18 protein-coding genes are annotated in these 22,818 nt (G+C 61.5%); 8 read left to right on the top strand and 10 right to left on the bottom strand.

Going from position 1 to position 22,818, the window contains the following annotated elements; all coding sequences use genetic code 11:
* The first annotated feature begins 68 nt into the window (after nt 1–68).
* The gene (locus AT302_RS12655; RefSeq protein ID WP_058378755.1) at nt 69–1,040 is read left to right on the top strand and encodes a LysR family transcriptional regulator; all 972 of its coding nucleotides are present in this window, start codon (nt 69–71) and stop codon (nt 1,038–1,040) included.
* Between the two features lie 23 nt (nt 1,041–1,063).
* Here AT302_RS12655 and AT302_RS12650 read toward each other — a convergent pair whose 3' ends face one another.
* Nucleotides 1,064–1,321 carry a hypothetical protein gene (locus tag AT302_RS12650; protein ID WP_058378754.1) on the bottom strand — a complete coding sequence of 86 codons (258 nt, stop codon included), beginning with the start codon at nt 1,319–1,321 and terminating at the stop codon, nt 1,064–1,066.
* A 193-nt stretch (nt 1,322–1,514) separates the two neighbouring features.
* Nucleotides 1,515–2,870 carry an MFS transporter gene (locus AT302_RS12645; protein WP_058378753.1) on the bottom strand — a complete coding sequence of 452 codons (1,356 nt, stop codon included), beginning with the start codon at nt 2,868–2,870 and terminating at the stop codon, nt 1,515–1,517.
* Nucleotides 2,871–2,997: 127 nt separating this feature from the next.
* On the opposite strand from AT302_RS12645, the gene AT302_RS12640 reads away from it, so the two are divergent.
* Both AT302_RS12640 and AT302_RS12635 read left to right on the top strand, forming a co-directional pair.
* The gene (locus AT302_RS12640; protein ID WP_058378752.1) at nt 2,998–4,008 is read left to right on the top strand and encodes an asparaginase; all 1,011 of its coding nucleotides are present in this window, start codon (nt 2,998–3,000) and stop codon (nt 4,006–4,008) included.
* A 27-nt stretch (nt 4,009–4,035) separates the two neighbouring features.
* Complete coding sequence (locus AT302_RS12635) at nt 4,036–4,737, top strand: GntR family transcriptional regulator (RefSeq protein ID WP_058378751.1); 702 nt, start codon at nt 4,036–4,038, stop codon at nt 4,735–4,737.
* 8 nt (nt 4,738–4,745) lie between these two features.
* Here AT302_RS12635 and AT302_RS12630 read toward each other — a convergent pair whose 3' ends face one another.
* The 4 genes from AT302_RS12630 to fmdA all read right to left on the bottom strand — a co-directional run bounded on the left by AT302_RS12630 (nt 4,746) and on the right by fmdA (nt 8,523).
* Nucleotides 4,746–5,126 carry a TraR/DksA family transcriptional regulator gene (locus tag AT302_RS12630; RefSeq protein WP_058378750.1) on the bottom strand — a complete coding sequence of 127 codons (381 nt, stop codon included), beginning with the start codon at nt 5,124–5,126 and terminating at the stop codon, nt 4,746–4,748.
* 116 nt (nt 5,127–5,242) lie between these two features.
* Entirely contained in the window at nt 5,243–6,748 is a 1,506-nt protein-coding gene (locus AT302_RS12625) for a lyase family protein (protein ID WP_058378749.1), read from the bottom strand.
* Nucleotides 6,749–6,914: 166 nt separating this feature from the next.
* On the bottom strand, nt 6,915–7,259 hold the full coding sequence (locus tag AT302_RS27280) for an FmdB family zinc ribbon protein (protein ID WP_084656202.1): 345 nt from the start codon (nt 7,257–7,259) through the stop codon (nt 6,915–6,917).
* A 25-nt stretch (nt 7,260–7,284) separates the two neighbouring features.
* On the bottom strand, nt 7,285–8,523 hold the full coding sequence (fmdA, locus tag AT302_RS12620) for a formamidase (RefSeq protein WP_058378748.1): 1,239 nt from the start codon (nt 8,521–8,523) through the stop codon (nt 7,285–7,287).
* A 189-nt stretch (nt 8,524–8,712) separates the two neighbouring features.
* On the opposite strand from fmdA, the gene AT302_RS12615 reads away from it, so the two are divergent.
* From AT302_RS12615 to AT302_RS12605, 3 genes are all read left to right on the top strand, one after another.
* Nucleotides 8,713–11,049: a TonB-dependent siderophore receptor gene (locus AT302_RS12615; protein WP_237172143.1), complete on the top strand. Its 2,337-nt coding sequence runs from the start codon at nt 8,713–8,715 to the stop codon at nt 11,047–11,049.
* A 213-nt stretch (nt 11,050–11,262) separates the two neighbouring features.
* The gene (locus tag AT302_RS12610; protein ID WP_058378747.1) at nt 11,263–12,831 is read left to right on the top strand and encodes a DUF1254 domain-containing protein; all 1,569 of its coding nucleotides are present in this window, start codon (nt 11,263–11,265) and stop codon (nt 12,829–12,831) included.
* A 186-nt stretch (nt 12,832–13,017) separates the two neighbouring features.
* A complete protein-coding gene (locus tag AT302_RS12605; RefSeq protein ID WP_058378746.1) occupies nt 13,018–14,073 on the top strand; it encodes an AI-2E family transporter in 1,056 nt (351 codons plus the stop codon).
* Between the two features lie 134 nt (nt 14,074–14,207).
* Here AT302_RS12605 and AT302_RS12600 read toward each other — a convergent pair whose 3' ends face one another.
* Complete coding sequence (locus AT302_RS12600) at nt 14,208–15,083, bottom strand: lipid A biosynthesis lauroyl acyltransferase (RefSeq protein WP_058378745.1); 876 nt, start codon at nt 15,081–15,083, stop codon at nt 14,208–14,210.
* 287 nt (nt 15,084–15,370) lie between these two features.
* Nucleotides 15,371–16,810 carry an MFS transporter gene (locus AT302_RS12595; RefSeq protein ID WP_058378744.1) on the bottom strand — a complete coding sequence of 480 codons (1,440 nt, stop codon included), beginning with the start codon at nt 16,808–16,810 and terminating at the stop codon, nt 15,371–15,373.
* A gap of 141 nt (nt 16,811–16,951) precedes the next feature.
* On the opposite strand from AT302_RS12595, the gene AT302_RS12590 reads away from it, so the two are divergent.
* Complete coding sequence (locus AT302_RS12590) at nt 16,952–17,845, top strand: LysR family transcriptional regulator (protein WP_058378743.1); 894 nt, start codon at nt 16,952–16,954, stop codon at nt 17,843–17,845.
* A 116-nt stretch (nt 17,846–17,961) separates the two neighbouring features.
* Here AT302_RS12590 and mqo read toward each other — a convergent pair whose 3' ends face one another.
* Together mqo and AT302_RS12580 are read right to left on the bottom strand one after the other, a co-directional pair.
* Nucleotides 17,962–19,674: a malate dehydrogenase (quinone) gene (gene mqo / locus AT302_RS12585; protein ID WP_058378742.1), complete on the bottom strand. Its 1,713-nt coding sequence runs from the start codon at nt 19,672–19,674 to the stop codon at nt 17,962–17,964.
* 294 nt (nt 19,675–19,968) lie between these two features.
* On the bottom strand, nt 19,969–20,877 hold the full coding sequence (locus tag AT302_RS12580) for a LysR family transcriptional regulator (RefSeq protein ID WP_058378741.1): 909 nt from the start codon (nt 20,875–20,877) through the stop codon (nt 19,969–19,971).
* A gap of 179 nt (nt 20,878–21,056) precedes the next feature.
* On the opposite strand from AT302_RS12580, the gene AT302_RS12575 reads away from it, so the two are divergent.
* Nucleotides 21,057–22,772: an FAD-dependent monooxygenase gene (locus AT302_RS12575; RefSeq protein WP_058378740.1), complete on the top strand. Its 1,716-nt coding sequence runs from the start codon at nt 21,057–21,059 to the stop codon at nt 22,770–22,772.
* Nucleotides 22,773–22,818 lie beyond the last annotated feature (46 nt).

The raw sequence follows: 22,818 nt of genomic DNA, 5'->3' as shown, positions 1-22,818 counted from the left end.
GTGGGATTTTGATTGACTCAGTAGCAAGTAGAAATTGATACTGTCGACTCGCAATTTCGGAGATCCCCATGGCCATCAGCGACCTTCGCGCAATCGAGACCTTCATGAAGGCCATCGAACTCGGCAGCATTCGGCGCGCGGCGGCGGCCCAAGGTGTGAGTCCGCAGGCCGCGAGTCAGGCGCTCGTGGCCCTCGAAGAACGGCTGGGCGTGCGATTGTTGCATCGCACGACGCGTAGCCTGGCGCTCACCCACGAAGGGCAGCAATTCCTCGAGGCCGCCCAACCCGCGCTAGCCGCGCTGACGCGTGCCGCTGATCGCGTTCGCACCGCGAAGGATGAGATCGCGGGTCCGCTGCGGATCGTCGCTCCGAAGTACTCGTTCCTGCCGGTGCTGTGGCCGCTGATTGATGAGTTCTGCCGCCGTCACCCTGACGTTGAGCCAGACGTGAAACTCGACGACCGTATCGGCAACTGGGTGGAAGACCGCGCCGATGTCGGCTTTCGTATCGGCCATCCGCCAGACGACGGCGTCGCCGTTCGCCGTCTTTTCGCGATGCAACTGATCGTTTGCGCGGCGCCGGCCTATATTGCGGCACACGGCGCACCGAACTCGATTGAACAACTGGCGTCGCATCGATGCAGCGTGTTTCGGCATCCCGGCTCTGGTCGCGTGCTTCCCTGGCTTCTCAAGGTCGGCGACGAAGTCATTTCCATGGACCTGCCGCCTGCATTGTCGAGCAACGACGCCGAACTCGAAACCCAAGCAGTGCTGTCGGGGCACGTGATCGGTTTGCTGTCGGGCCTGTCGGCGGCGGCACCGATTCGTTCGGGACGTCTTGTGCCACTGCTCGCGCACCACGTCACCGACCACATGAACGTCTACGTCTATTACGGAAGCCGTGAGGCACAGCCGTCGCGCGTCCGAGCCTTCATCGACCTCACCGTAGAGCGACTGGCCAACGCTTCAACCTATGTCCTGGATGCTCAGGAACTGACCGCGGCAGAAGCAAAAGGACGTAAGAAGCTTCACCGACGATAACAGGACGATTGCACCAATTCCCGTTAAATCAGATCGCGGTACTGCGCCGACAGTGCTTGGTAGCCGGAGACGCCGTCACGCCACATGCACGCCGTCAACGCGTCTTCAAACTCCTCGGTTCCCTCTTCAAATCTGTCGTACACCGCGTCGTTTGACAGGTTGTCTCTCAGGACCTGAAGTGCAGCATCCACCGCCTGTCGTGCGCGCTGAGGAAGTTGGGGCTGCAACTGCGTCAACGCGCCGATTTCGGTTTGCACTTGCTCATCGGTCCGCTTTGGCATGGTGATTTCTCCTGTGTAACCCGCCGGTCTGGTGCGAACGCTATCCGTGCGCATTAACCTCGTAAGGGACGAATATTAAGATAGCTTCGCAGACCAGCTCAAGCGTCGGCACAGTGATGCCACTTTGCCGGCGAGCCCCGCTCGCCGGTCCGAACTGATCAGTCTGCTCCGACCCCTCAGCCATTGAGTGCGATCAAGCCGATACGGCCTTCCCCTCCTGCCGCCCGCTGTTCGGTCCAACACCCGGACGCACTTGCAGCATGGCAAACACGCCCACTGCCGTTGCCACGGCGGTCGCGACAAACATCGACGAGTAGCCGTACTTCGCCGACAAAATGCCGGCCAGTGTCGGGGCGAGCACGGCAGCGATGTTCGCGATGAAGTGCATCAACCCGCTGAACGTCCCCACGCGCGTCGGTGCCGTGTCGATCACCACCGCCCAATACACTGAGTTCGGCAGCGCGTTGAGCGCGTTGCCCAGTGTCATCAACGCAATCACTGCCCACACGCTCGTGGCCTGCGACACCATCAGGAAGCACAACGTCGTGCACGTCAGCGCCGCTGCCGCGAACCAGCTACGTGCGATGACCAGCTTGCCCGTCTTGCGGTACAGCCAATCGGAAATGCGGCCGCCGAGCAGCACCGTCACGCATGCGCCAGTCCACGGAATCATGCCGATGTACCAAAGCGACGACAGCGTGAAGTGAAACTCGTCGGCGAGGTACTTCGGCGTCCACGTGAGCAGCATGAAGTTCACATAGACGAACGCGAAATAGCCGATCGAATTGAATACCAACGTCTTGCTCTTGAAGAAGCTCCACCACGGCATATCGCTAGCCGCTGCGGCAGCCGACGGACTCTGCGCCGGGCGCCCTGCCCGAATCAGCGCGGCTTCGGCCGCGTTCACGCGCGGATTGTCTTCCGGGTGGTTCGTATAAACGCGCGCGAACAAGGCAATCAGCACGAAACCTGCCAGGCCGAGCACGACGTACATCGTTCGCCAGCTATCGGTGAGCAGTAGCAAACCGACAGCGACCGGTGCCGTGAGCAACGCGCCGAGCGGCGTGCTCAACAGCCCGATGGACACCGCGAAACCACGCTCCGACGGCGACGCCCACGCTGCCATCGTCTTGTTGATGATCGAGTACGCCGGTCCTTCGGCGAAGCCGAACAGCACACGGATCGCCGCGAAGCCGGTCAGTGCCGAGCCGCCAAAGACGGCGAGCCCGAGGTCGCCCGCCCAGATCATGGCGATGGCGAACACCGACCACGCGATGCCCGCGATCACCCACACCGTCTTGGCGCCGACGCGATCGGCAAGTGCCCCGCCGAACAGCGCACCGAACATATAGCCGTAGCCAAAATATCCAAGGACGGCGCCCCACCCCGCCCGATCAAATCCGTATTCCGACGTGATTTGCGCCGCCGAGTACGAAATCGCGCCGCGGTCGATGTAGTTCACGAGGGCGATCACCACGATCAGCGCAAATATCGCGAACCGATATCGCGTCGCTGCGACGGGGGGATGCCCTGCTGTTGTTGGTTCCATGACGTCTCCTAGGTGTTGATTTCTCTGCGAAGCGCCCGATGCCCTTCGCAAACGATTGTCGATTATATATAATGCACAATGCACTTCAACTGAAATCAATAAACTCTCCACCTTGCCCACCTCCACCATGTCCAACTCGCTTCCCGTGGTTGCCGTCGCCTCCCTTGGCGGGACGATCAGCATGACGCCGTCAGACGCTGCCGGCGGCGTCGTTCCTACGCTCGACGCTGCGCAACTGACTAACTCCGTGCCCGGCCTGTCCGACGTGGCGACCATCAAGGCGACATCACTTCGCCAACTACCGAGCGCGTCGCTGGGTTATGGCGACCTGATGGCCGCCCTCACCTGGGCTGAGCAGCAGATCGCCGACGGCGCCAGCGGTGTCGTGCTCACGCAAGGCACCGATACGCTTGAGGAAACCGCTTTCCTGCTGGATTTGTTCTGGAAGTTGCCGCAGCCGCTGATCGTGACCGGGGCGATGCGCGCGCCGCAAGCCGCTGGCGCGGACGGTCCTGCGAATCTGTTGGCCGCCGTGCGCACGGCGGCGCATCCCGACAGCGTGGGTCGCGGCGTACTCGTGTTGATGAACGACACCGCCCACTACGCGCGTTGGGTTAGCAAGGGCGATGCGCTGGCCGTGCAGGCATTCGTGTCGCACGACGGCGGTGTCGCGGCGCGTATCGTTGAAGGGCGTCCGACGTTTTTCCACGCCAAGCCGGTTCGCCCCCAACCCTTGGCGCGCCCGGTGCGTGATTGGCCCAAAGTCGCGCTAGTGACGGCGGTTTTGGGTGACGACGGCGAACTGGCGGAGATGGCGGTCAACGGTGGCTACGAGGCCGTTGTGATCGCGGCGCTGGGTGCCGGCCACGTCTCGTTCGGATTCGCCGAGCGTATCAGCCGTCTGGCAGCACAAGTGCCGGTGGTGATCGCCAGCCGTGCGGCAAGCGGGTCGACCGCATCGAAGACTTACGGCTATGTCGGCGCCGAAATTGATCTTGCCCGGCGTGGTGCGCATCTGTCCGGCTGGCTGTCTGCGCTCAAGGCGCGGTTGTTGGTCGTGGCGCTAATTGCCTCGGGCGTCGCGCCCGGAGCGCTCGGAGAAGCGCTGGCAAATTGGAGTAAACTCACGCGTCAATAATCTTCACATGGCACCCCTTTGAAAAGCATGTCCTCCGCATCTGCCAGCGCGTCCGGCTCGTCTGGCCGTCGTCGACTCACGGCATATCAATATGCCATCGAGACACTACGCACCGAGATTCTGCAAGGCAAGTTGAAGGCGGGAGACCGCCTTCGGCAGGACGATCTCGCGCGTCGTCTTGATATGTCGACGACGCCCGTGCGCGAAGCGCTGCGCACGCTGGTCTCCGAGGGGCTGGTGTTTTTCGACGTTCACCGCGGTGCCGTGGTGCGCGGTCTCACGATCGACGATGTCAACGAGCTGTACCGTCTGCGTAAAACACTCGAACCGATGATGGCCGAGCAAGCGATGGCCACGCTTCGGGAAGAAGATATCGCGCAGGCAGAGGCGTTGCACCTCGAGATGGTGGCGACGTCGGACGTCGTCAAATGGACTGAGTTGAATCAGGCGTTTCACGCGGCGCTCTGGGCGTCGCAAGACGAGTCGCGTCTCGCCCACCTGATCAAGACCTTGCGTGATGCTTCGGGGCCCTACATTGCCCTGTCGTTGTATATGCGCCCCGTGCACGTCGATGTGAGCAATCAAGAACATCAGAAGATGCTCGACGAATACCGGGCGCGCGATGTTACGGCTTGCCGGCGTCACACGGTCGATCACCTGGACGCCACGCTGCACATCATCATCAAAGCCATCGAGCAGACCGAGGCGGAAGCCGCAAATCACAACTGACGTCGGCATTAATCCCCGGCTTCACGACGACTTTGCTCCGCGACAGTTAAGACGGCTTCCGGCGCCACTTCAAGTCTTGCCTTCGGAATCGGATCACCGCTTTCGTCGGAGAAACCGTAGGTGCCGTCGGCGATCTTCTGCAACGCACGTTCGATATCGCCAATACGGTTGTTGTTCACGTTGCGCAGGTTCTGGTTGACTTCGTCTTGTGCCAGCGTCTGTGCATCGTCTTCGAATTCTTGGGCTTCGTCGCCGTGCTCGGACTGCAACGACGCCTCGTCGGCGATCGTGTTCTCTTCGCCGCCCAGCAACTGCTGGCGCATGGCTTCGAGACGTTTTCGTTGCTGTTCGATAAAAGCGGGGGTGAGCGTAGATGACGGCTGGGACATGGTGTTCTCCTATCGTCGGATCATCCGCAAAGACCGGATGAGCCATCACCTTATGCCCTGAACATCGACGCGGTCAAGGCAGCCTGCCCCGCCCCTCCTCGCTACCCCCTCATCCCCTACTTCGCCGGCAAATACCGCTGAAAGTCGCTGTCGAGTGACGCCAGCGACCGGTCGATGGTCTGGCGGTGGGTATCGATCCACTTACCGTCGGCATCCAGCTCACGATCGGTGCGTGCCAGCATGCGCTTCATTTCAGCAGGCTGAGGGCCTCCGGACGTCGCACGATGCATGACGATCGCCGTCGGATCGAGCGTTGCGCGGAATTGCGCTTCGCTCATCGGCAGATCGCCGCCGCTCACCTGCATCTCCGTCAAAGTCTGCTTGAAGATGCGCTGCGCTTCGGCATAAGGGAAGTTGCTCGGACGAAGGTCGTTGGCCTTCGCGTAGTCGACGATCTCCGATGCAAAGTGATGCCCCACCCGGAACGGCAGGCCATGCTCGCGCATCAGCACGTCGGCAATTTCCTGCGAAGCGGTCCAGTCGCTGTCGAGCTCTTCGAGCGCGCGCTTCGGGTCGATCACCAGCGCGTTCAGCACGCGATCCCAGCGCTTGAGCAGCGCCGTGGTCCGGTCCAGCACCGCCATGTTTTCGTCGATATGCTTCGCGTCGTTCATGCCCGGCGGAATGTTGTGCGCGGCGATCGCGCGTCCCACGCCGAGCGTCACGACCATTGACGCTGCGGTGCGCGTGTCGTTGAGCAGGCCCGGATTGCGCTTTTGCGGCATGGCACTTGAGACGTACGTATTGCCGCCGCCTTCACGCAGCAAGATCCACGGCCGCGGCTGCGCGTACTGCACCATGACGTCCTGAACGAAGGCCGACGTATGCAGCGCAATACTCGTCGAAAGCGCGCCGATCTCGACCGGCAAGTCCGTTGCCGCAATCTGCGACGCGTCGTAGGCGTTATCCACCTTGTCGGCAAAGCCGAGCGAATGCGCCATCTTGTCGCGATCGAGCGGCCAGCTCGTGCCATTGAGCACCGTCGTGCCCATCGGCGAAAGATCGACACGCGCATACAACTCATGCAGGCGCTGCGCATCGCGCTGAAGCCCCGCTACGTGGCCCAGCAGATAGTGGCCGTAGCTGTTGGGTTGCGCCGCCACACCATTGGTGTAGTTCGGCACGATGGTCGATTCGTACTGTTGGGCAAGCCGGCGCAGCGTCGCCGTCGTGGTGCGCAACTGCGCGGCGAGGACGAGCAACCGGTCGCGGTACATCGCGGCGCGCACCGTCGCCAACATGTCCTGACTGGAGCGGCCTGCGTGCAACAGCGTGGCTTCGACACCGGCAGCCTTGATCAGCAACGGCTCAAACGTGATGACCAGATCGGGACGTGCACCGCCGGGTTGATCGCCCGCGCGCAGCACCGTATCGAGCCCGCTGGCGATGTGCGGTGCGAGCTTGGCATCCAGCAAGCCCTGCCGGGTATTGATGACCAGCGAAGCCTTGTTGATTTCTCCCAGCCAAAAGAAGGCGTCGCGTTGCGGCGCAGTGGCTGTGGCCGTGGCCGTGGTGGCGTCGGTTGTGTTTTGCGCCATGGCGGGCGCGGCAAGCATCGTCATAAGGCTCAGTCCCAACCCGGCAATTCTTCTCTTGTGCACCGCATGTCTCCTGATCGTCGAGGCGTCCGAGGGGGATCGGCGCCGGCACTATTGTAGAGAAATGGCGGACGGAACAAAAACGGCGCAACGCCGATGGCTCGGGCGTTGCGCCGTGCAAAACAACGTGTCAATGACTGATCATCCAAGGCCTGCCAGCAGGCCGTTTGAGCCCACCGGACGCTTCCTGACTAGCCCCGGCCAACGCCACCTTGCCACCGGAACAACAACTGCATCCGGCCCGGTGGCGTCTCGAGGCGCCATCGCCCGACTGACGCGGCGCATTCGCCGCACGCTCATTCGATGCGTGAGCGGTACGGTTCGCATTCCCCATCAACGCCAGCGACGGGGCCGAAATCACCCGAGCCCCTTCGCCGCCACAGTCCGGGCAATGACTCGGTGCGTCGCGATCCGTGATCCGCCGCATCACCACAAACGGCCCGCAACGCCCGCATTCGAAGTCGTAAATCGGCATGTCTGCCTCCGGTTGATGCAACGCGTCAGGACTTCACGAGATCGGGCGAACATGGCATATCCACGCCGCCTTTCACATGCCGGATCGGTCCATCGGCGTTCGGGCGAATATCGAAGTCGAAGATCTGCGTCGGCAGCCACAGCGTCGCGCAGGCATTTGGAATGTCCACCACCCCGCTGATATGCCCCTGCACCGGCGCGCAGCCGAGAATCGAATACGCCTGCGAGCCCGAATAACCGAACTTCTTCAGATACTCGATGGCGTTCAGACAAGCCTGACGATAGGCCACCGTCACGTCGAGATAGTGCTGACCGCCCTGCTCGTCCACTGATATCCCTTCGAAGATCAGATAGTCGTTGTACGACGGTGTCATCGGGCTGGGCTGGAACACCGGGTTGCGAATGCCGTACTTCGCCATGCCGCCCTTGATGATGTTCACGCGCATGTGAACCCACCCGGCCATTTCAATGGCGCCGCAGAACGTTATCTCACCGTCGCCTTGGCTGAAATGGAGATCGCCGACGGAAAGGCCCGCGCCATCGACATACACCGGGAAGAACACCTTCGAGCCGCGCGACAAATCCTTGATGTCGCAGTTGCCGCCATGCTCACGCGGCGGCACGGTCCGTGCGCCCGTTGCCGCAGCCTTCTCACGCGCCGCGCCCGACAGCTTCCCCATATGCGCTGTCGCGGCAAACGGCGGATTCGCCAGCGGCGGGACACGCTCGGGTGCCGTCGCGATGAGCCCGGTTTCGCGCTCGTTCCACGTCTCCAGCAGCTTCGGGTCAGGCAGACAACCGATCAGCCCCGGGTGAATCAGCCCGGCAAAATTGACGCCCGGAATATGGCGCGAACTCGTGTACAGACCGTGGAAATCCCAGATGGATTTTTGCGCGTGCGGAAAGTGATCGGTGAGAAAACCGCCACCGTTGGTCTTCGAGAAGAAGCCATTGAAGCCCCACTGACTGTCGGCCTTCGCACCGATGTCCAGCAGATCGACCACAAGCAGATCGCCGGGCTCTGCACCTTGCACGCCGACAGGGCCCGACAGGAAATGCACGATCGATAGGTCGATGTCGCGCACGTCATCTGCACTGTCATCGTTTTTGATGAAGCCGCCCGTCCAGTCGTACGTCTCCAGAATGAAATCGTCGCCGGGCTTCACCCAGCACGCCATCGGAATGTCGGGATGCCAACGGTTATGCACCTGCTCGTTTTCGTACGCGGACTGCTTCAGGTCGACCTTGATGAGAGTTTCTGCCATTGCGCTCGCTCCTGGTGTCAAAGCCAGTGTTGAAACACCGGCGTTCTGATAGGCGCCTTGCGGCACCGGATTTACACAGAGAGGTATTCGATGACGTACTGAAACATCAAAAGCACAGATATTGCGGACTCCATTAGATCACAACATAAAACGCCAATTTGAAACCGATGCGTCTGGCGCAATCATGGAGTGCATGGCGCGGCATTTACCCGCTTTGCCTCGAACTTGAGAATGATTGTCGTTTGCATTAACGAAATATTAACGACATCTGCCATGACCAACTCTCTGATTCGCCACCGGCGTGCGGCGCAACCCGCCACGCGCCATTCGCTGCAAAACACTCGCTTGGCTGCTGCGTTGGCACTGGCGCTCGCCGCACCGGTGCCGGGATGGGCGCTACCCACCGACGGCGACACGGAGGCTGCACAAGCGCCGCCAGCCGAGACGGCGGTGGTCAGCTTGCCGGCGGTCGAGGTCAGCGCCGCCAAGCCGGAAGCCACGACGGAAGGCACCCTCTCCTACACCACCGGCCAGACCTCGGCGGCAACCGGCTTGCCGCTGTCGTTGCGCGACACGCCGCAATCGGTGACGGTCGTGACCCAACAGCGCATGGAGGATCAGCGGATGACCGCCATCACCGATGTGCTCAACAACAGCACGGGTATCTCGTCTTACGCGCTCGATGGCGGCGGTGGTCGCGTGTCGTTCTATTCGCGCGGATTCGAAATCACCCAATTCAATTACGACGGCGTGCCCACGGCGGCACTCCCCAATACCTTCGTTCCGGGAGACGGTATTCAGGACGCTGCGTTTTACGACCGGGTCGAGATTGTCCGGGGCGCAACGGGGTTGCTGAGCGGGACCGGCAACCCGTCGGCATCCATCAATCTGGTGCGCAAACGACCGTCGAAAGACTTTGCCGCGTCAGCATCGATAAGCGCGGGTTCGTGGGATAACTACCGCGAGGCCGTCGATCTATCGACGCCACTGAGTGCCGATGGGCGCATCCGCGCTCGCCTCGTGGCCGTGAATCAGAATTCACACTCGTTTCTGGATCGCTACACATTGAAGCGCCAATCGCTCTATGGCGTGGTGGACGCAGACCTGACGTCGAGCACGACCCTTTCCGTCGGTTACCAGTATTCACACTCGGTGCCCAAGGGAATGCCTTGGGGCGGCCAGCCGCTGTTTTTCAGCGATGGGTCGACCACGCAATGGCCTCGTTCGACCAACATGGCGGCGAACTGGAGCACGTGGGACAGCACCCTGAAAACCGCCTTTGCCGATCTTGAGCAGCGATTCGATAACGGTTGGAAACTGCGGGCGGAGTTTAGTCAGAAGCGGGCGAATGCGGATTCCCGGCTGCTGTCGGTGTTGGGCTATCCCGATAAGCTCACCGGTCAGGGGCTGATTCCCGTGGCAGCCGCCGGGCTGCTCGAGACCCGGCAGAACAACTTCGATGTCATGGCCACCGGCCCATTCCGGCTTTTCGGCCGAAAACATGAGCTGGTCATTGGGGCCATTGCGTCAAACCTTAACTCGGACGATCACGAAACCGGCTTCGTCTTTCCCGGCACGCCGATCGGCAACTTCTATGACTGGAACGGCAACTATCCGGAACCCGATTTCAACGCGGCGTCTTATACCTTGACGCGAACTCGCGTGAAGCAAAGCGGCTTCTACAGTGCCGCGCGATTCTCGCTGTCTAATCGGGCGAAGCTGATCGCAGGCGGTCGATTCAGCAATTACGAAGTTGATCAGAATTCCGAGACCAGCTCATTCCATTACAAGACGGCCGCGAAGTTTGTCCCATATGTCGGGCTGGTTTATGACCTCAACGACACGTACTCCGCCTATGCCAGTTATACGGCGATCTTCAACCCGCAGACATACCGCGACAGGAACGGCAACATTCTTGCGCCGACAACCGGAAAGAATGCGGAAGTCGGCCTCAAAGGCGAATACCTCGATGGCCGGCTCAATGCCTCGATCGCCCTCTTCCAAGCCAAGCTCGATAACGTCGCCCAGATCGACGCTGGCCGGCTTCTGCCTGATGGAACACAAGCCTATTACGCGGCCAGCGGCACCGAATCGAAGGGCATGGATGTCGATGTTCAAGGCGAGGTGGCACAAGGCTGGAACGTGTACGCGGGAGTTTCACACTTCACAGCATCTAATGGCGATGGCAGCCGGATGAGCTGCCAGATTCCACGCACCACCGCTCGGCTGTTCACCACTTACCGCTTGTCCGGGGCTTGGGCTCGACTCACGGTCGGCGGCGGGCTCAATTGGCAAAGCCGGTTCTATCAGTCCGCCGTCAGCCCCAACGGAACCGTGGAAGTGGGACAAAGCGCTTACGCCACCGCGTCGTTGATGGCGCGATACGCGTTGACGAAGCACGCGACGGTATCGATGAACGTCAATAACGTCTTCGACAAGCGGTATTACGCCATGACAGGTTTCTACAATCAGGCCCTTTATGGTGAGCCGCGCAATGTCATGGTTTCGCTCAGCTACAAGCTGTAGTGCTTGGGGCAACGTGCGACTGGAAAGTGAGTCCATGGGATAGCCAGTGCGAGCGCTCCGCGATTTCGTCTCATTCTTATCGCCAATTTGCCTCATTTCACGGTAAGCCCCGTCTCTCGCGAGAGGTCCCGGAGTACAGTCCGGGAACCTCTGCCACAGCCAGTTCTACGGAACGGTTTGTGGCTATTTTTCGAATAAGCGATGGAGAAGTGAATGGTTTTCAACGGCACCCGCGGGCTTGTCACCGCCACGCTGATCGGGGCGCTGTGCGTCCAGATCGCCCATGCGCAGAAGGCCCCGGATGGAGCCGCCCCCACGAAAGGGTTCAATACCTACATCCCGCCGGATGTCCTGACGCCCGACACCGTCCAGACGCGAATCGGCACGCTCAACTTTGTGGATGGCGTGCCGACCGAAGACACGGCCAAACGGGCCTTCGACAACCTCGATTTCCTTCGTGGCGTGGAAGTGTTCCTCAACCTCATGCCTGCTGCGAGCATTGAGGCGATCCGCCGCTCAAGCGTTGCGCTTGGGGCAACCAAGAGCCATCAGGCCACGATCTACGATCAGTTGGCCGATTCCAATCCGCTACTGCTGACCGCCAACACTGATACCGTCTACGCCTTCGGGGTGCTAGACCTCGAGACCGACGGTCCGACCGTGGTGGAAGTGCCGCCGGGCAGTGGTCCGGGGACTGTCAACGACGCATTCTTCCGCTTCGTCGTCGACATGGGCGTGCCGGGGCCGGATCGCGGCAAGGGTGGCAAGTACCTGATCGTGCCCGCCGACTACAAAGGCAAGCTACCGAAGGATGTGAAAGATGGCGGCGAGTACTACATCGCGCGCTCGCCGTCCTATGTGAACATCGTGGTCTTGCGCGGTTTCCTGGTGGATGGCAAACCTGACGTGGCGTCGAAGATGTTCCGCGACGGCTTCAAGGTCTATTCACTCAGCAAGGCAAAGAACCCGCCAAAGATGGAGTTCATCAATTCCTCGAAGCAAGCGTTCAACACGGTGCATGCCAACAACTTCGAGTTCTTCAAGGAACTGGATCACGTCATCCAGAAGGAACCCATCGGTTTCATTGATCCCGAACTGCGTGGACTGGTCGCCTCGATCGGCATCCGCAAAGGCAAGGCGTTCGCGCCGGATGAGCGCATGACGAAGACGCTCACCGAAGCGGTCGCCGTCGGTAACGCCACGGCCAGAGCCATCAGCTTCCGCAATCGCGATCCGCGCGCCTATCTGTATCCCAACAGCCAGTGGCGAGTCGGCTTTATCGGCGATGACTACCGCTGGCTCGGCGGTGACGGCACCCCGGGCCGCGACCTCGATGCCCGCACAGGCTTCTTCTATGTCGCCACGGTCAATACGCCGGCGATGGCCGCGAAACTGGTCGGCAAAGGGTCGCAATATGCCCTCTCCAGCGCGGATTCGACGGGCAAACCGTTTGACGGCGCGAAGCATTACCGGCTGCGCATTCCCGCCAACGTGCCGGCAAAGGACTTCTGGTCCGTGGTTATTTATGATCCGCAGACCCGCTCCGAGCTACAGACCTCGCAGCCGTTCCCCAGCAAGAACAACAAGCGTGACAAGCTGATCACCAACGCTGACGGGTCAGTCGACCTGTACTTCGGGCCGGTGGCGCCCAAGGGCAAGGAAGCCAACTGGATGCAGACCGTGCCGGGCAAAGGCTGGTTCACGATCCTGCGACTGTATGGCCCGCTTGACGCATGGTTCGACAAGACGTGGAAGCCGAGCGAAATCGAGGAAGTGCAGTAACCCTGAGCGTTGGCTGAGCCATGGCAGGTCGCGCGCCGATCTGCCATGGTTCTGCGGCATCATGGCTCCGTGGTGGCGACACCACCGCCCTGAAACCCCGGAAACAAATTTGCCTGATATTCTTGCGGACGAAAGGCGCGCGATCTGAGGCGCGTTTTCTGCCTTTACCGTTAAGAACATCCACCAATGAATTCAACACCTGGGTCTGTTGCACAGACGACAACGGGCGTCGCCGCAGGTCTGGCACTCCTGTATTTCCTTCGCCCGGTACTCATCCCTTTCTTTCTCGCTGTCCTTCTGCGAATTCTCATTTCGGGCATCGTCCTGGTGGTGGTTCGCCTCCTGCCGCGTGCGCCGAAATGGCTGATCCTCGTGGCGACGGCAGCGATTGTGGGTTTCAGCGCCTATAGCATTTTCATCATTACGCTTCAGGGCATCAGCGATCTGATCCAGCAAGCGGCTGACCTTCCCGCCCAGCTCGATCGCCTCATTCGGACGGCCACCGTGGGCTTCGGGCGGAAATTTGATCTGGCGACAGTGCTCGGGTTGATCGATCTGCCGAAGTTTGAACACACCATCGCGACGTGGCTGGGAGACGCTGTGTCGATGGCGTTTCTGACGCTGATGTTTCTCGTGTTCATGTTGCTTGGCGCTTCGCGCAACACTGAGCCGAAAATTCTGCGCATCACGACGAGTGAGGCCCGAGCGAATTCCCAGCGCATCGTTCTCAACAAGATCGTGCACGGCGTGCAGGCTTACCTGATCTCACAAACGGCGATCAATCTGGCGATTGCCGTGATCTCCGCGTTGGTCTTCCGTGTTGCGGAACTGCCCAACACGGCGTTCTGGGCGGTGACGGTCTTCCTGCTCGCGTTCATGCCGGTCGTAGGGCCGTTCGTGGCCAGTGTTGTGCCCGCTCTGTTTGCCGCGATCCATAGCGACTCGATTTCGGTGCCGCTCGCGGTGTTTGTCGTCACGCTTGCCATCTTCCAGATTGCGCACAACCTCGTGCAACCCAAACTTCAGGCGAAAAGCACCAACACGGACCCGTTGGTCGGGATTTTCGCGCTCGGTGTCTGGACGCTGGTCTGGGGCGTGCCGGGCGCCATTCTTTCCACACCGCTGACCGTTCTCGTCATGGTGATCGCGGCGCAGTTTCAAAGCAGCCGGTGGCTGGCGATCCTCATCTCACACGACGGCGCGCCCGACGCGGCGCTTGTACCACCCGCCGGTGAGAAGTGAGTATGTAGCGAGTGGAACTGACTCGAGCCCTGATGCGTACAAAAAAAGCCACCTTCGAAGAGGTGGCTTTTTTCATACTGATGCAACGCGGACATTACGCCGCTTGGCGCTTCACTGCCCCACTTCCGGTGCTGTCAATAAACCGGTGCCATGCCTGTCGGTCGATGCTTGAAGCGCCGGTGCACCCAGTAATACTGTTCGGGAAATCGGACCACCTGCTCCTCAAGGAACGCGTTCATACGACGCGCGTCGATCTCATCGCTTCCTGACGGGAAGTCGGCGAGCGGCTCGAAGATCGTCAGCTTGTACCCTTGATAATCCGGGAGCACCTCGGTCACGAACGGCACTACCCGCGCACGCCCCAGTTTCGCGAGACGCGAAACGGCCGTGAGTGTGCAGGCCGGGACGCCGAAGAAAGGCACGAACACGGAGTTGTCGATGCCTTGATCCATATCGGCGGCGATCATGACCGGCTTGCCGGAGCGCAGCAACGCCACAATCTTTTTGCCGCTGGTTGCGCGCTCGATCATCTCGGCACCGAACCGGCCGCGTTGCTTCTTGGCCAGATCGCACAGACCTTTGCTCGACATGCGCGTGTACAGCGATGCCACGGGGAGATGCGTCGAATAGAGCATGCACCCGACCTCGATGCCCACAAAGTGGAACCCCATGAAGATCGTAGGCGGCGCGTTGGGGTCGTCGAGATCGATTTTGCTGTCGAGCTGAACGATATTCTGGATCGACTTGGCGCTGCCGAACCACTGGATGCCGCGCTCAAGATAGCTGCGAACGACATGGCGGAAGTGGGTTCTGGCGAGCGTTTGATGTTCGGCGCTGGTCTTGTCGGGGAAGCAAAGACGCAGATTGACGAGGACGATATGCTTGCGGCGGCTCGGGAGTGCATACAGGACTGTACCGACCACCATCCCGAGCCTTGCGACCAACGGATACGGCAGTACGGACAATACGCGTAGCAACGCCACGATGAGCGCGAGGCTGAGGCGTTTCACGGTGAGTTTTCCCTCTGGGGGCCAACGTTGGAGGGCGAATTCAAGCGCCACACCGACGGCCCTAAGGCTTTTCGCCGCTACGTGGCAATGCTTTCGCTTGAGATACTGACCGTGGGTTGCACAACACAAGCTATGGTCAACAGGTGAGCAGATGACTGGAGCTGAGGCGACTCGCGAACTGGCGCAGTGTAACAGGTACTCCAGTGTCCTTAGCCAACTGTTCCTAGTCACGGTAGCGATGGCGACCTTTCAATGCCTAACCTTCATTCCCCCCAACTTGCGAAACATCACGCCCCGTGAGGCGCCTGTCTCACCTTCCTCCCTACCCTCACCGCCATCACCAACCCCCCAATCAACATCACCGCTGCCACTGCAAACGTCACGCGCATGCCCCCGCTGATGGATTGGGCCGAAGCCTCTTCCAACGCCACGCTCCCACTCGCGGCACTGAACACCGCGCCCATCACCGACACACCGGTAATCAGGCCGAGGTTGCGTGACAGGCTCAGCATGCCGGCGACGACACCCCGCTGCGCCGGGTCGATCTGGCGCATTACGGCCGTATTGTTGGCCCCCTGAAACGTGGCGTAATGGATCGTCATCAGCACCAGCGGTGCCAGATAACCCAGCACCCCGAAACGCAACGGCATGCACGCCAGCAAACCCGCACCGAGTGACATGCCGCTCAGGCCAACGATCGTCATGCGTTGCGCACCAAAACGATCCACGAGGCGTCCCGCCGGTACCCCCGAAAATGCCGATGACAACGGCCCTACCGACATCGTCAGCCCCACCAGCGTTGCCGCCAACCCCAACCCGTGGGACAGATAAAACGGACCGACCACGAAGGTCGTCATCATCACGCATGCGACCACTGCACTCATGATCAGGCTGGCAATGAGTCGTGGTTGACGCAACAGCGCCAGTTGCACCAGCGGCGCCGGTGCCCTGCCCTGCACCACCGCAAACACGATCGCACCCGCCAGCGCCGCCAGCAGCAATCCCACGTTAAGCCCGCCAAAATGGCCGCGTCCCAGCGTCATTGCCAAGGCATAAGCCGTCAGCGTCAACGCCAGCACCAGTGTGCCTGCGTGGTCAAAGCCCGGGCGCGGCGTCGTGCGGCGTGCATCCTCAGCCAGATAGCGATAGGCGAGCCACCAGGCCAGCAAACCCAACGGCACCTGAATCAGGAAGATCGCCCGCCAGCCGGCCGCACCAATCACGATGCCGCTCAACGATGGTCCCAGCGACGTGCCGGCAGCCGACATGGTGCCCAACAACCCCATGGCACTACCCGTGCGCTCTTTGGGGACGGTGGCACCTACCATCGCCATGGTCAGCGCCATCATGACCGCGCCGCCCACGCCTTGCAGCGCGCGCGCCGCAATCAGCAACGGCAGATTCGTGGCCAAGCCGCATCCGATCGACGCGACGGTGAACAAGCCGATGCCGACTAACAGCAAGCGGCGACGACCGACCATATCCCCCAGACGCCCAGCGCTCACGATCAGCGACGTGATCGCCAGCAGATAGGCCAGCACCACCCACTGCACGGCCTGAAAGCTCGCGCCGAAGACCTGAGCCAGCGTCGGCAGGCTCACATTGGCGATGCTGGTATCCAGCGACGACATCAACATCGAAAGGCATAACGCCGCCAGCGCCATGCGCGTGGTGGCTGCGACGGGGGGAAGCGTCGAGGGGGGAACGGTGACTGTCTTGGGTTGCATGGGTGGCGCCTGTTCATATTGACGATGCAACAAAGCATATCGGCGCTTAATATGTGGCGGAAGACGCAGCATTTGCACTTTATAAATGCATCAGACGCCATCTCTCAATCCTATGACGAGCCCTCGCGCCCGATCTCGACCATGCAAAAGCCTGACTTCAATCTCCTGCATACCCTCGACGTCTTACTCGCCGAAGGCAACGTGGCACGGGCTGCGCGGCGGTTACAGCTCAGCCCCTCCGCGATGAGCCGGGCGCTGGCCCGACTGCGTGAGACTACTGGCGACCCTTTGCTGGTGCGCGCCGGGCGTGGTCTGGTGCCCACGCCGCGCGCGCTCGCCTTGCGCGATCAGGTCAGTCAGCTCGTTCAGGACGCCACGGCAGTGCTGCGCCCCGCCCGGCAGGTGGATCTCGCAACACTGGAACGCAGCTTCACGCTGCGTTGCAATGAGGGCTTCGTCGAAACCTTCGGGCCGCAATTGATCGCCCGCGCGGCGGAGACGGCGCCCGGCGTACGACTGCGCTTCGTGCAAAAGCCCGACAAGCAAAGCAACGCGCTGCGTGACGGCATCGTGGATCTGGAGACGGGCGTGATTGGCAAGGACACCGGGCCGGAAGTGCATACACAGGCGTTGTTCCGCGATCGCTTCGTCGGTGTGGTGCGTCTCGGTCATCCCCTGACCCGTGGCGAGCTCACGCCAGAACGCTATGCTGCCGGCGACCATGTGCTGGTATCGCGACGCGGGCTCGATCGCGGTCCGGTTGACGATGTGCTGGACGCCATGCAACTGCAACGGCGCGTGGCGGCCATCGTTGGCGGCTTTTCTACCGCGCTGGCGATTGCCCGCGCATCGGACCTGATCGCGGGCGTGCCCGAGCGGCACACCCGCAGCCTTCGTGCCGATATGCACACCTTCACACTGCCGGTCGCGACGCCGGTGTTGACGGTCTCGATGCTGTGGCACCCACGCATGGACGCCGACCCGGCGCACGTCTGGCTGCGAGCGCTGGTGCGAGAGGTGTGCGCGACCCCGTGATGGCGCCACTTAAGCCCGACTTAAGCGCCACGCAAACGACAAAGGGTTACGAGAAAACTCGCAACCCTTTGTCTTAGTGCTACCACTGGCGCCCCAAGCAGGCGCCGCGTCAACCCTTACAGCGCCATGTCCGGCACTTTCTTGATCACGCCCGGATTCGCGACCGGTGCAGTGTTCGGGACGAACCCATCAAGGCTAGGCGACGCGATGGCGAGTTGCAGCGTTTCGGCCGTGCTCGCCCATTCTTTCGCCAGCAACTCCGGATTTTCGTTGAGCTTCTTGCCGTAGCTGGGCACGATCTCACGAATCTTTTGCTGCCACGCAGACGTTTTCATCTGATCGGGGAACACACGCTCCAGCAGCGACAGCATGATCGCCGGCGAGGTCGAGCCACCCGGCGACGCACCCAACAGCGCCGACACCGAGCGATCTGCCGACACCACGACTTCCGTGCCGAGCTTCAGAATGCCGCCCTTCACCGGATCGTTCTTGATGATCTGCACACGCTGACCGGCTTCCCACAGACGCCAGTCAGCGTCCTTGGCCTCAGGCATATAGTGACGCAGCGCATCCATCTTTTGCGATTGCGACAACGCCAACTGCTGCGCCAGATACTTCACGAGCGCAAACTCATGGGCACCGACCTGCAACTGCGGAATCACGTTGGACGGCGTCGTTGCCTTGGCCAGATCGAAGTAAGAGCCGTTCTTGAGGAACTTGCTCGACCACGTCGCGAACGGTCCAAACAGGATGACCTTCTTGCCATCGAGCACGCGGGTATCCAGATGGGGCACCGACATGGGAGGCGAGCCGGTATCCGCGAGACCGTAGACCTTTGCCAGATGGCGCGAGGCAATCTCGGGCTTGTCCGTCACCAGGAACTCGCCACCGACCGGGAAACCGCCGTATTGCTTGCCTTCCGGAATGCCCGACAGTTGCAGCAGCGGCAAAGCAGCGCCACCCGCACCGATGAACAGCGTCTTCGCATCGACCGTCTGGATCTTCGAGCTGTCGTTGACGTCGAAGGCGGACACACGCCACGAGCCATCTTCGTTACGCGTGATCGAGCGTACTTCGTACCCGGTCGTCACCTTGACCGAATTGCCGCTGAGATGCTTGTAGAACTGGCGCGTGATTTCGCCCAGATTCACGTCGGTACCGAGCGGCGAGCGCGTGGCGGTAACGACTTCCTCCGGCTTGCGGCCTTCCATCATGATCGGAATCCACTCGGCGATCTTCGCCGGGTCGGTCGTCATTTCCATCCCGGCAAACAGCGGCGACGCCTTCAATGCCTCCACGCGCTTGCGGATGAACTCGCGGTTCTCCTGTCCGAAGACAAGATTCATGTGCGGTGTCGAGTTGATGAACTCACGCGGGTTGCCAAGCACGCCTTTGCGCACCTGATGCGACCAGAACTGGCGCGAAATCTGGAAATTCTCGTTGATGCCGATGGCCTGCGTGATATGAACATTGCCCTTGTCGTCCATCGGGGTGTAGTTCAACTCACAAAGCGCCGAGTGTCCGGTGCCGGCGTTATTCCAGCCGTTCGAGCTTTCTTCAGCAACCTTGTCCAGGCGCTCGAAGACCTCGAAGGTCCAGTTCGGCTCCAATTCGGACAGATAAACACCCAGCGTTGCGCTCATGATGCCGCCGCCGATGAGCAGCACGTCAACCTTGCGATCTGCCTTGGCGGCACGATACTGACTACCAAACAGGTACGAGTATCCGCCCCAGACGGCGGCGGCCCCTACTGCGGCGGCAATGAATTTGCGTCGTGAGAAGGGCTTGCGGCCGCCATCAGGCGTCGTCTTGTTGTCCGTTTTATCCATGAGAATCAATCACCTTCAAAAAAACCGTGTGGAGTCGCCGGATCAAACAGTCCCGGGGACAAGCGGTCTCCTCTCACATGCGTTCTTCTCTCATGGGCGCCTGCCCTTACCACACTGGCAGACGTCTTAGGGTCGGCGGCTCAGATGCGATGCCGGTTGCCGAGTGACGCGAGGCCCGGATTGTAACGCAGTCCCACGGTCGAGCGCTTGGAAGCCGCAGGATGAGAATGGGCATATCGACATGTTTATTCCTGTGTCACACAGTAAGACTACGCACGTTGCGGCTAATTGCGATCACCGCAAGGCATCCGCCACGAGCTTGCGGAACCAGCGGTGCGCCGCGTCGTTGTGAAACCGGGGATGCCAGAACTGCCGCACGGTCAGGTCCGGCAGGGCAATCGGCAATGCGAACGCATCGACGTGGGCCATCTTGCCGAACAGGTCGGCCAACTCGTTCGGAATCACGGCGATGAAGTCCGAATTGGCGACCAGACTCGGCACCGCCAGCAGGTAAGGCACTTCGACCCCCACGTTCAGCCGGGTGCCGCGCTTGTGTAGCTCTTTCGCGAGGAGTTCGTTGGTCATCGCCAGTGTGGCGGCCACCACATGCCGCGTATTCATGAATGTCTCGGCATCCATGGCCGCCACCCTCCCCGCTTTGCCCCGCTTGCTCTGCCCGGCGCGACGGATGCCCACCAGCGACCGCGTGAACAGGCGTTGCTGGTGCAGATGCTCGCCCATCCGGTCGAGATAGCCGATGGCCAGATCCAGTTCGCCGTCCTGTAACGCCGCACCGAGTTCGGCGGCGGGTACCTGAATCGGACGCAGCGTCGCCATCGGGGCATGTTCGGCCAACGCCGCGAGCAGCCTCGGCAGCAGGACGATCATGCCCATGTCGCTCAGACAGACCGAGAACGTGCGGCGCGTGTCCGTCGGCTCGAACGCGCGTGCGCCCAGCACATCCTGCCGGATCAATGCCAATGCGCGGGAGACGCCATCCGCCACGCGCTCACCGGTCGGCGTCGGCGCCATGACCGCGCCCGCCCGCACGAACAGATCGTCGCCAAATCGCGTGCGCAGCCGCCCTAGCGCGTGACTCACCGCCGGTTGCGTCAGCCCGAGGCGCTGTGCGGCGCGTGACACGCTACGTTCTGCCATCAGCGCTTCGACGACATAGAGAAAGTTCAGATCGGGGTATTCCACTCGTGTCTCCTGATGGCGTCTGTGCGCCGCGATGCCGCCACTATGCCATCGCGACAATATGCATTGAATTCATAATCTCTATGATTTTCATTTTATAGATTTATACATCGTGGCCGCGTACCTTTGCATCAACACGTCGTGACAGACGTGACAAAGATGAGCATCAGGAGACGATGGCGATGGATTGCGATGTATTGATCGTGGGCGCTGGCCCCGTGGGTTTGTTTTTGGCGGCGTCGCTCGGGCAACAGGGCCTGCGTGTGGAAGTCTTCGATACGAAGCCCGGCACCAGCCAGCACCCCGCCGCGAATGCCAACAGCGCGCGCACGATGGAACACTTCCGGCGCATCGGCGTGTCTGCCCATATTCGCCAGTTGGGGCTCCCCCCGGAGCAGTCCCCCGACGTGGCTTACTTCACGACGATTTCCGGTCACGAACTGGCCCGGCTCTCGCAACCGGCGTCGCGCGATGCCGTGGCCTATGCCAAGGCGCACAGCTTCACGTGGCCCACCCCGGAGCCGCCCCATCGTTGCTCGCAGCTCTATATAGAACCGGTGCTGCTCGATGCGGCACGTCGCCAATCGACGTGTAACGTCCATTTCGACGCGACGGTCACCGACCTTGCACAAGATGCCGATGGCGTGAGCGCGGTCGTTACGCTGACTCACACGCCGGATCGCCCGGCGCAGGTGCGTCGTGTACGCGCCCGCTACGTCGTCGGCTGCGACGGCCCGCGCAGCTTCGTGCGGCGCTCGCTGGGGCTTCGCTACGGCGGCGTCGCCAGTGAGAAGCGATCGTTCATGGGCGGGCAAATGGAGGCCGTCTATTTCTACGCGCCGACGCTCGTCGACGCGAGCGGCAAGGCACCGGCTTGGCAATACTGGACGTTCGGCCCCACGCAGCGTGCTTTGATCGTGGCCGTAGACGGCCGGGGTCACTTCATCATGAACGTGCAACTTCAGGACGATGAAACGCCGTCGGAGGATGTCGTGCGCTCACGCATCGCGCAGGCGCTCGGTGCCGATATTCCGTTCGAAGTGAAGAGTTCGTCCACGTGGACGGCGGGACACGCCCTCGTCGCGGAGCGCCTCGTCGTCGGCCGCGCATTTCTCTGCGGTGACGCGGCGCACTTGTTCACGCCGACCGGAGGGCTGGGCTACAACACCGGCATCGACGACGCCGCCAATCTGGCGTGGAAGCTCGTCGCGCTGGTGCGCGGCAGTGCCGGTGACGCACTCGCCCAGAGCTACGACGCCGAACGACGCCCAGCCGGGGAGCGCAACACCGCGTTCGCACGCAACTTCGCCGACAGCATCGGCTACGTCGCCCTGCCCCGCGAAGCCTACGAACAAGGCCCGGCAGGCGACGCGGCAAGGCGCGCGGTCGGCGAGTACCTCGCGTTTCACGCGCGCCACGAGTTCGTGATTCCCGGTGTCCATCTGGGCACACGATATGAGTCGTCACCGCTCCTGACAGCGGAACCCGGCAGCCCGCCCGCCGACAACGCCAATCTCTACGTGCCATGCGCGCGCCCCGGGCACCGCGCACCGCACGCGTGGCTTGCCGACGGCAGCTCTCTGTATGACGCGATGGGACCGCAGTTCACGCTGCTCTGTGTGGATGGTCAGACACCGGACGCCAGCGCAGTGGAAACCGCCCGTAACGTGCTCGGCGACGTTGCCGTTGTCGTCCCGGCGTCCGCTGACGCCGCGCTGCTCAAGCGGCTTTACGAACGCAACTACGTGTTGATCCGCCCTGACCTTCACGTCGCGTGGCGCGGCGATGCGCTAGAGAGCGCCTTCGTGAACGCCGCCCGCCGCTGTCTTGCGCTGGAGCCGCTCGATCCGGTTACCGCCACCGCACAAGCCACCGCGGATTCGATCTTGCAGTCTTGACCAAACAACGACAGGAACGCTGACTCACTTCCATTAATCGCTTTTC

This window comes from Pandoraea norimbergensis, assembly GCF_001465545.3.
GTDB classification, from domain to species: Bacteria; Pseudomonadota; Gammaproteobacteria; order Burkholderiales; family Burkholderiaceae; genus Pandoraea; species Pandoraea norimbergensis.
This window is presented reverse-complemented; position numbering and strand designations above follow the sequence as displayed.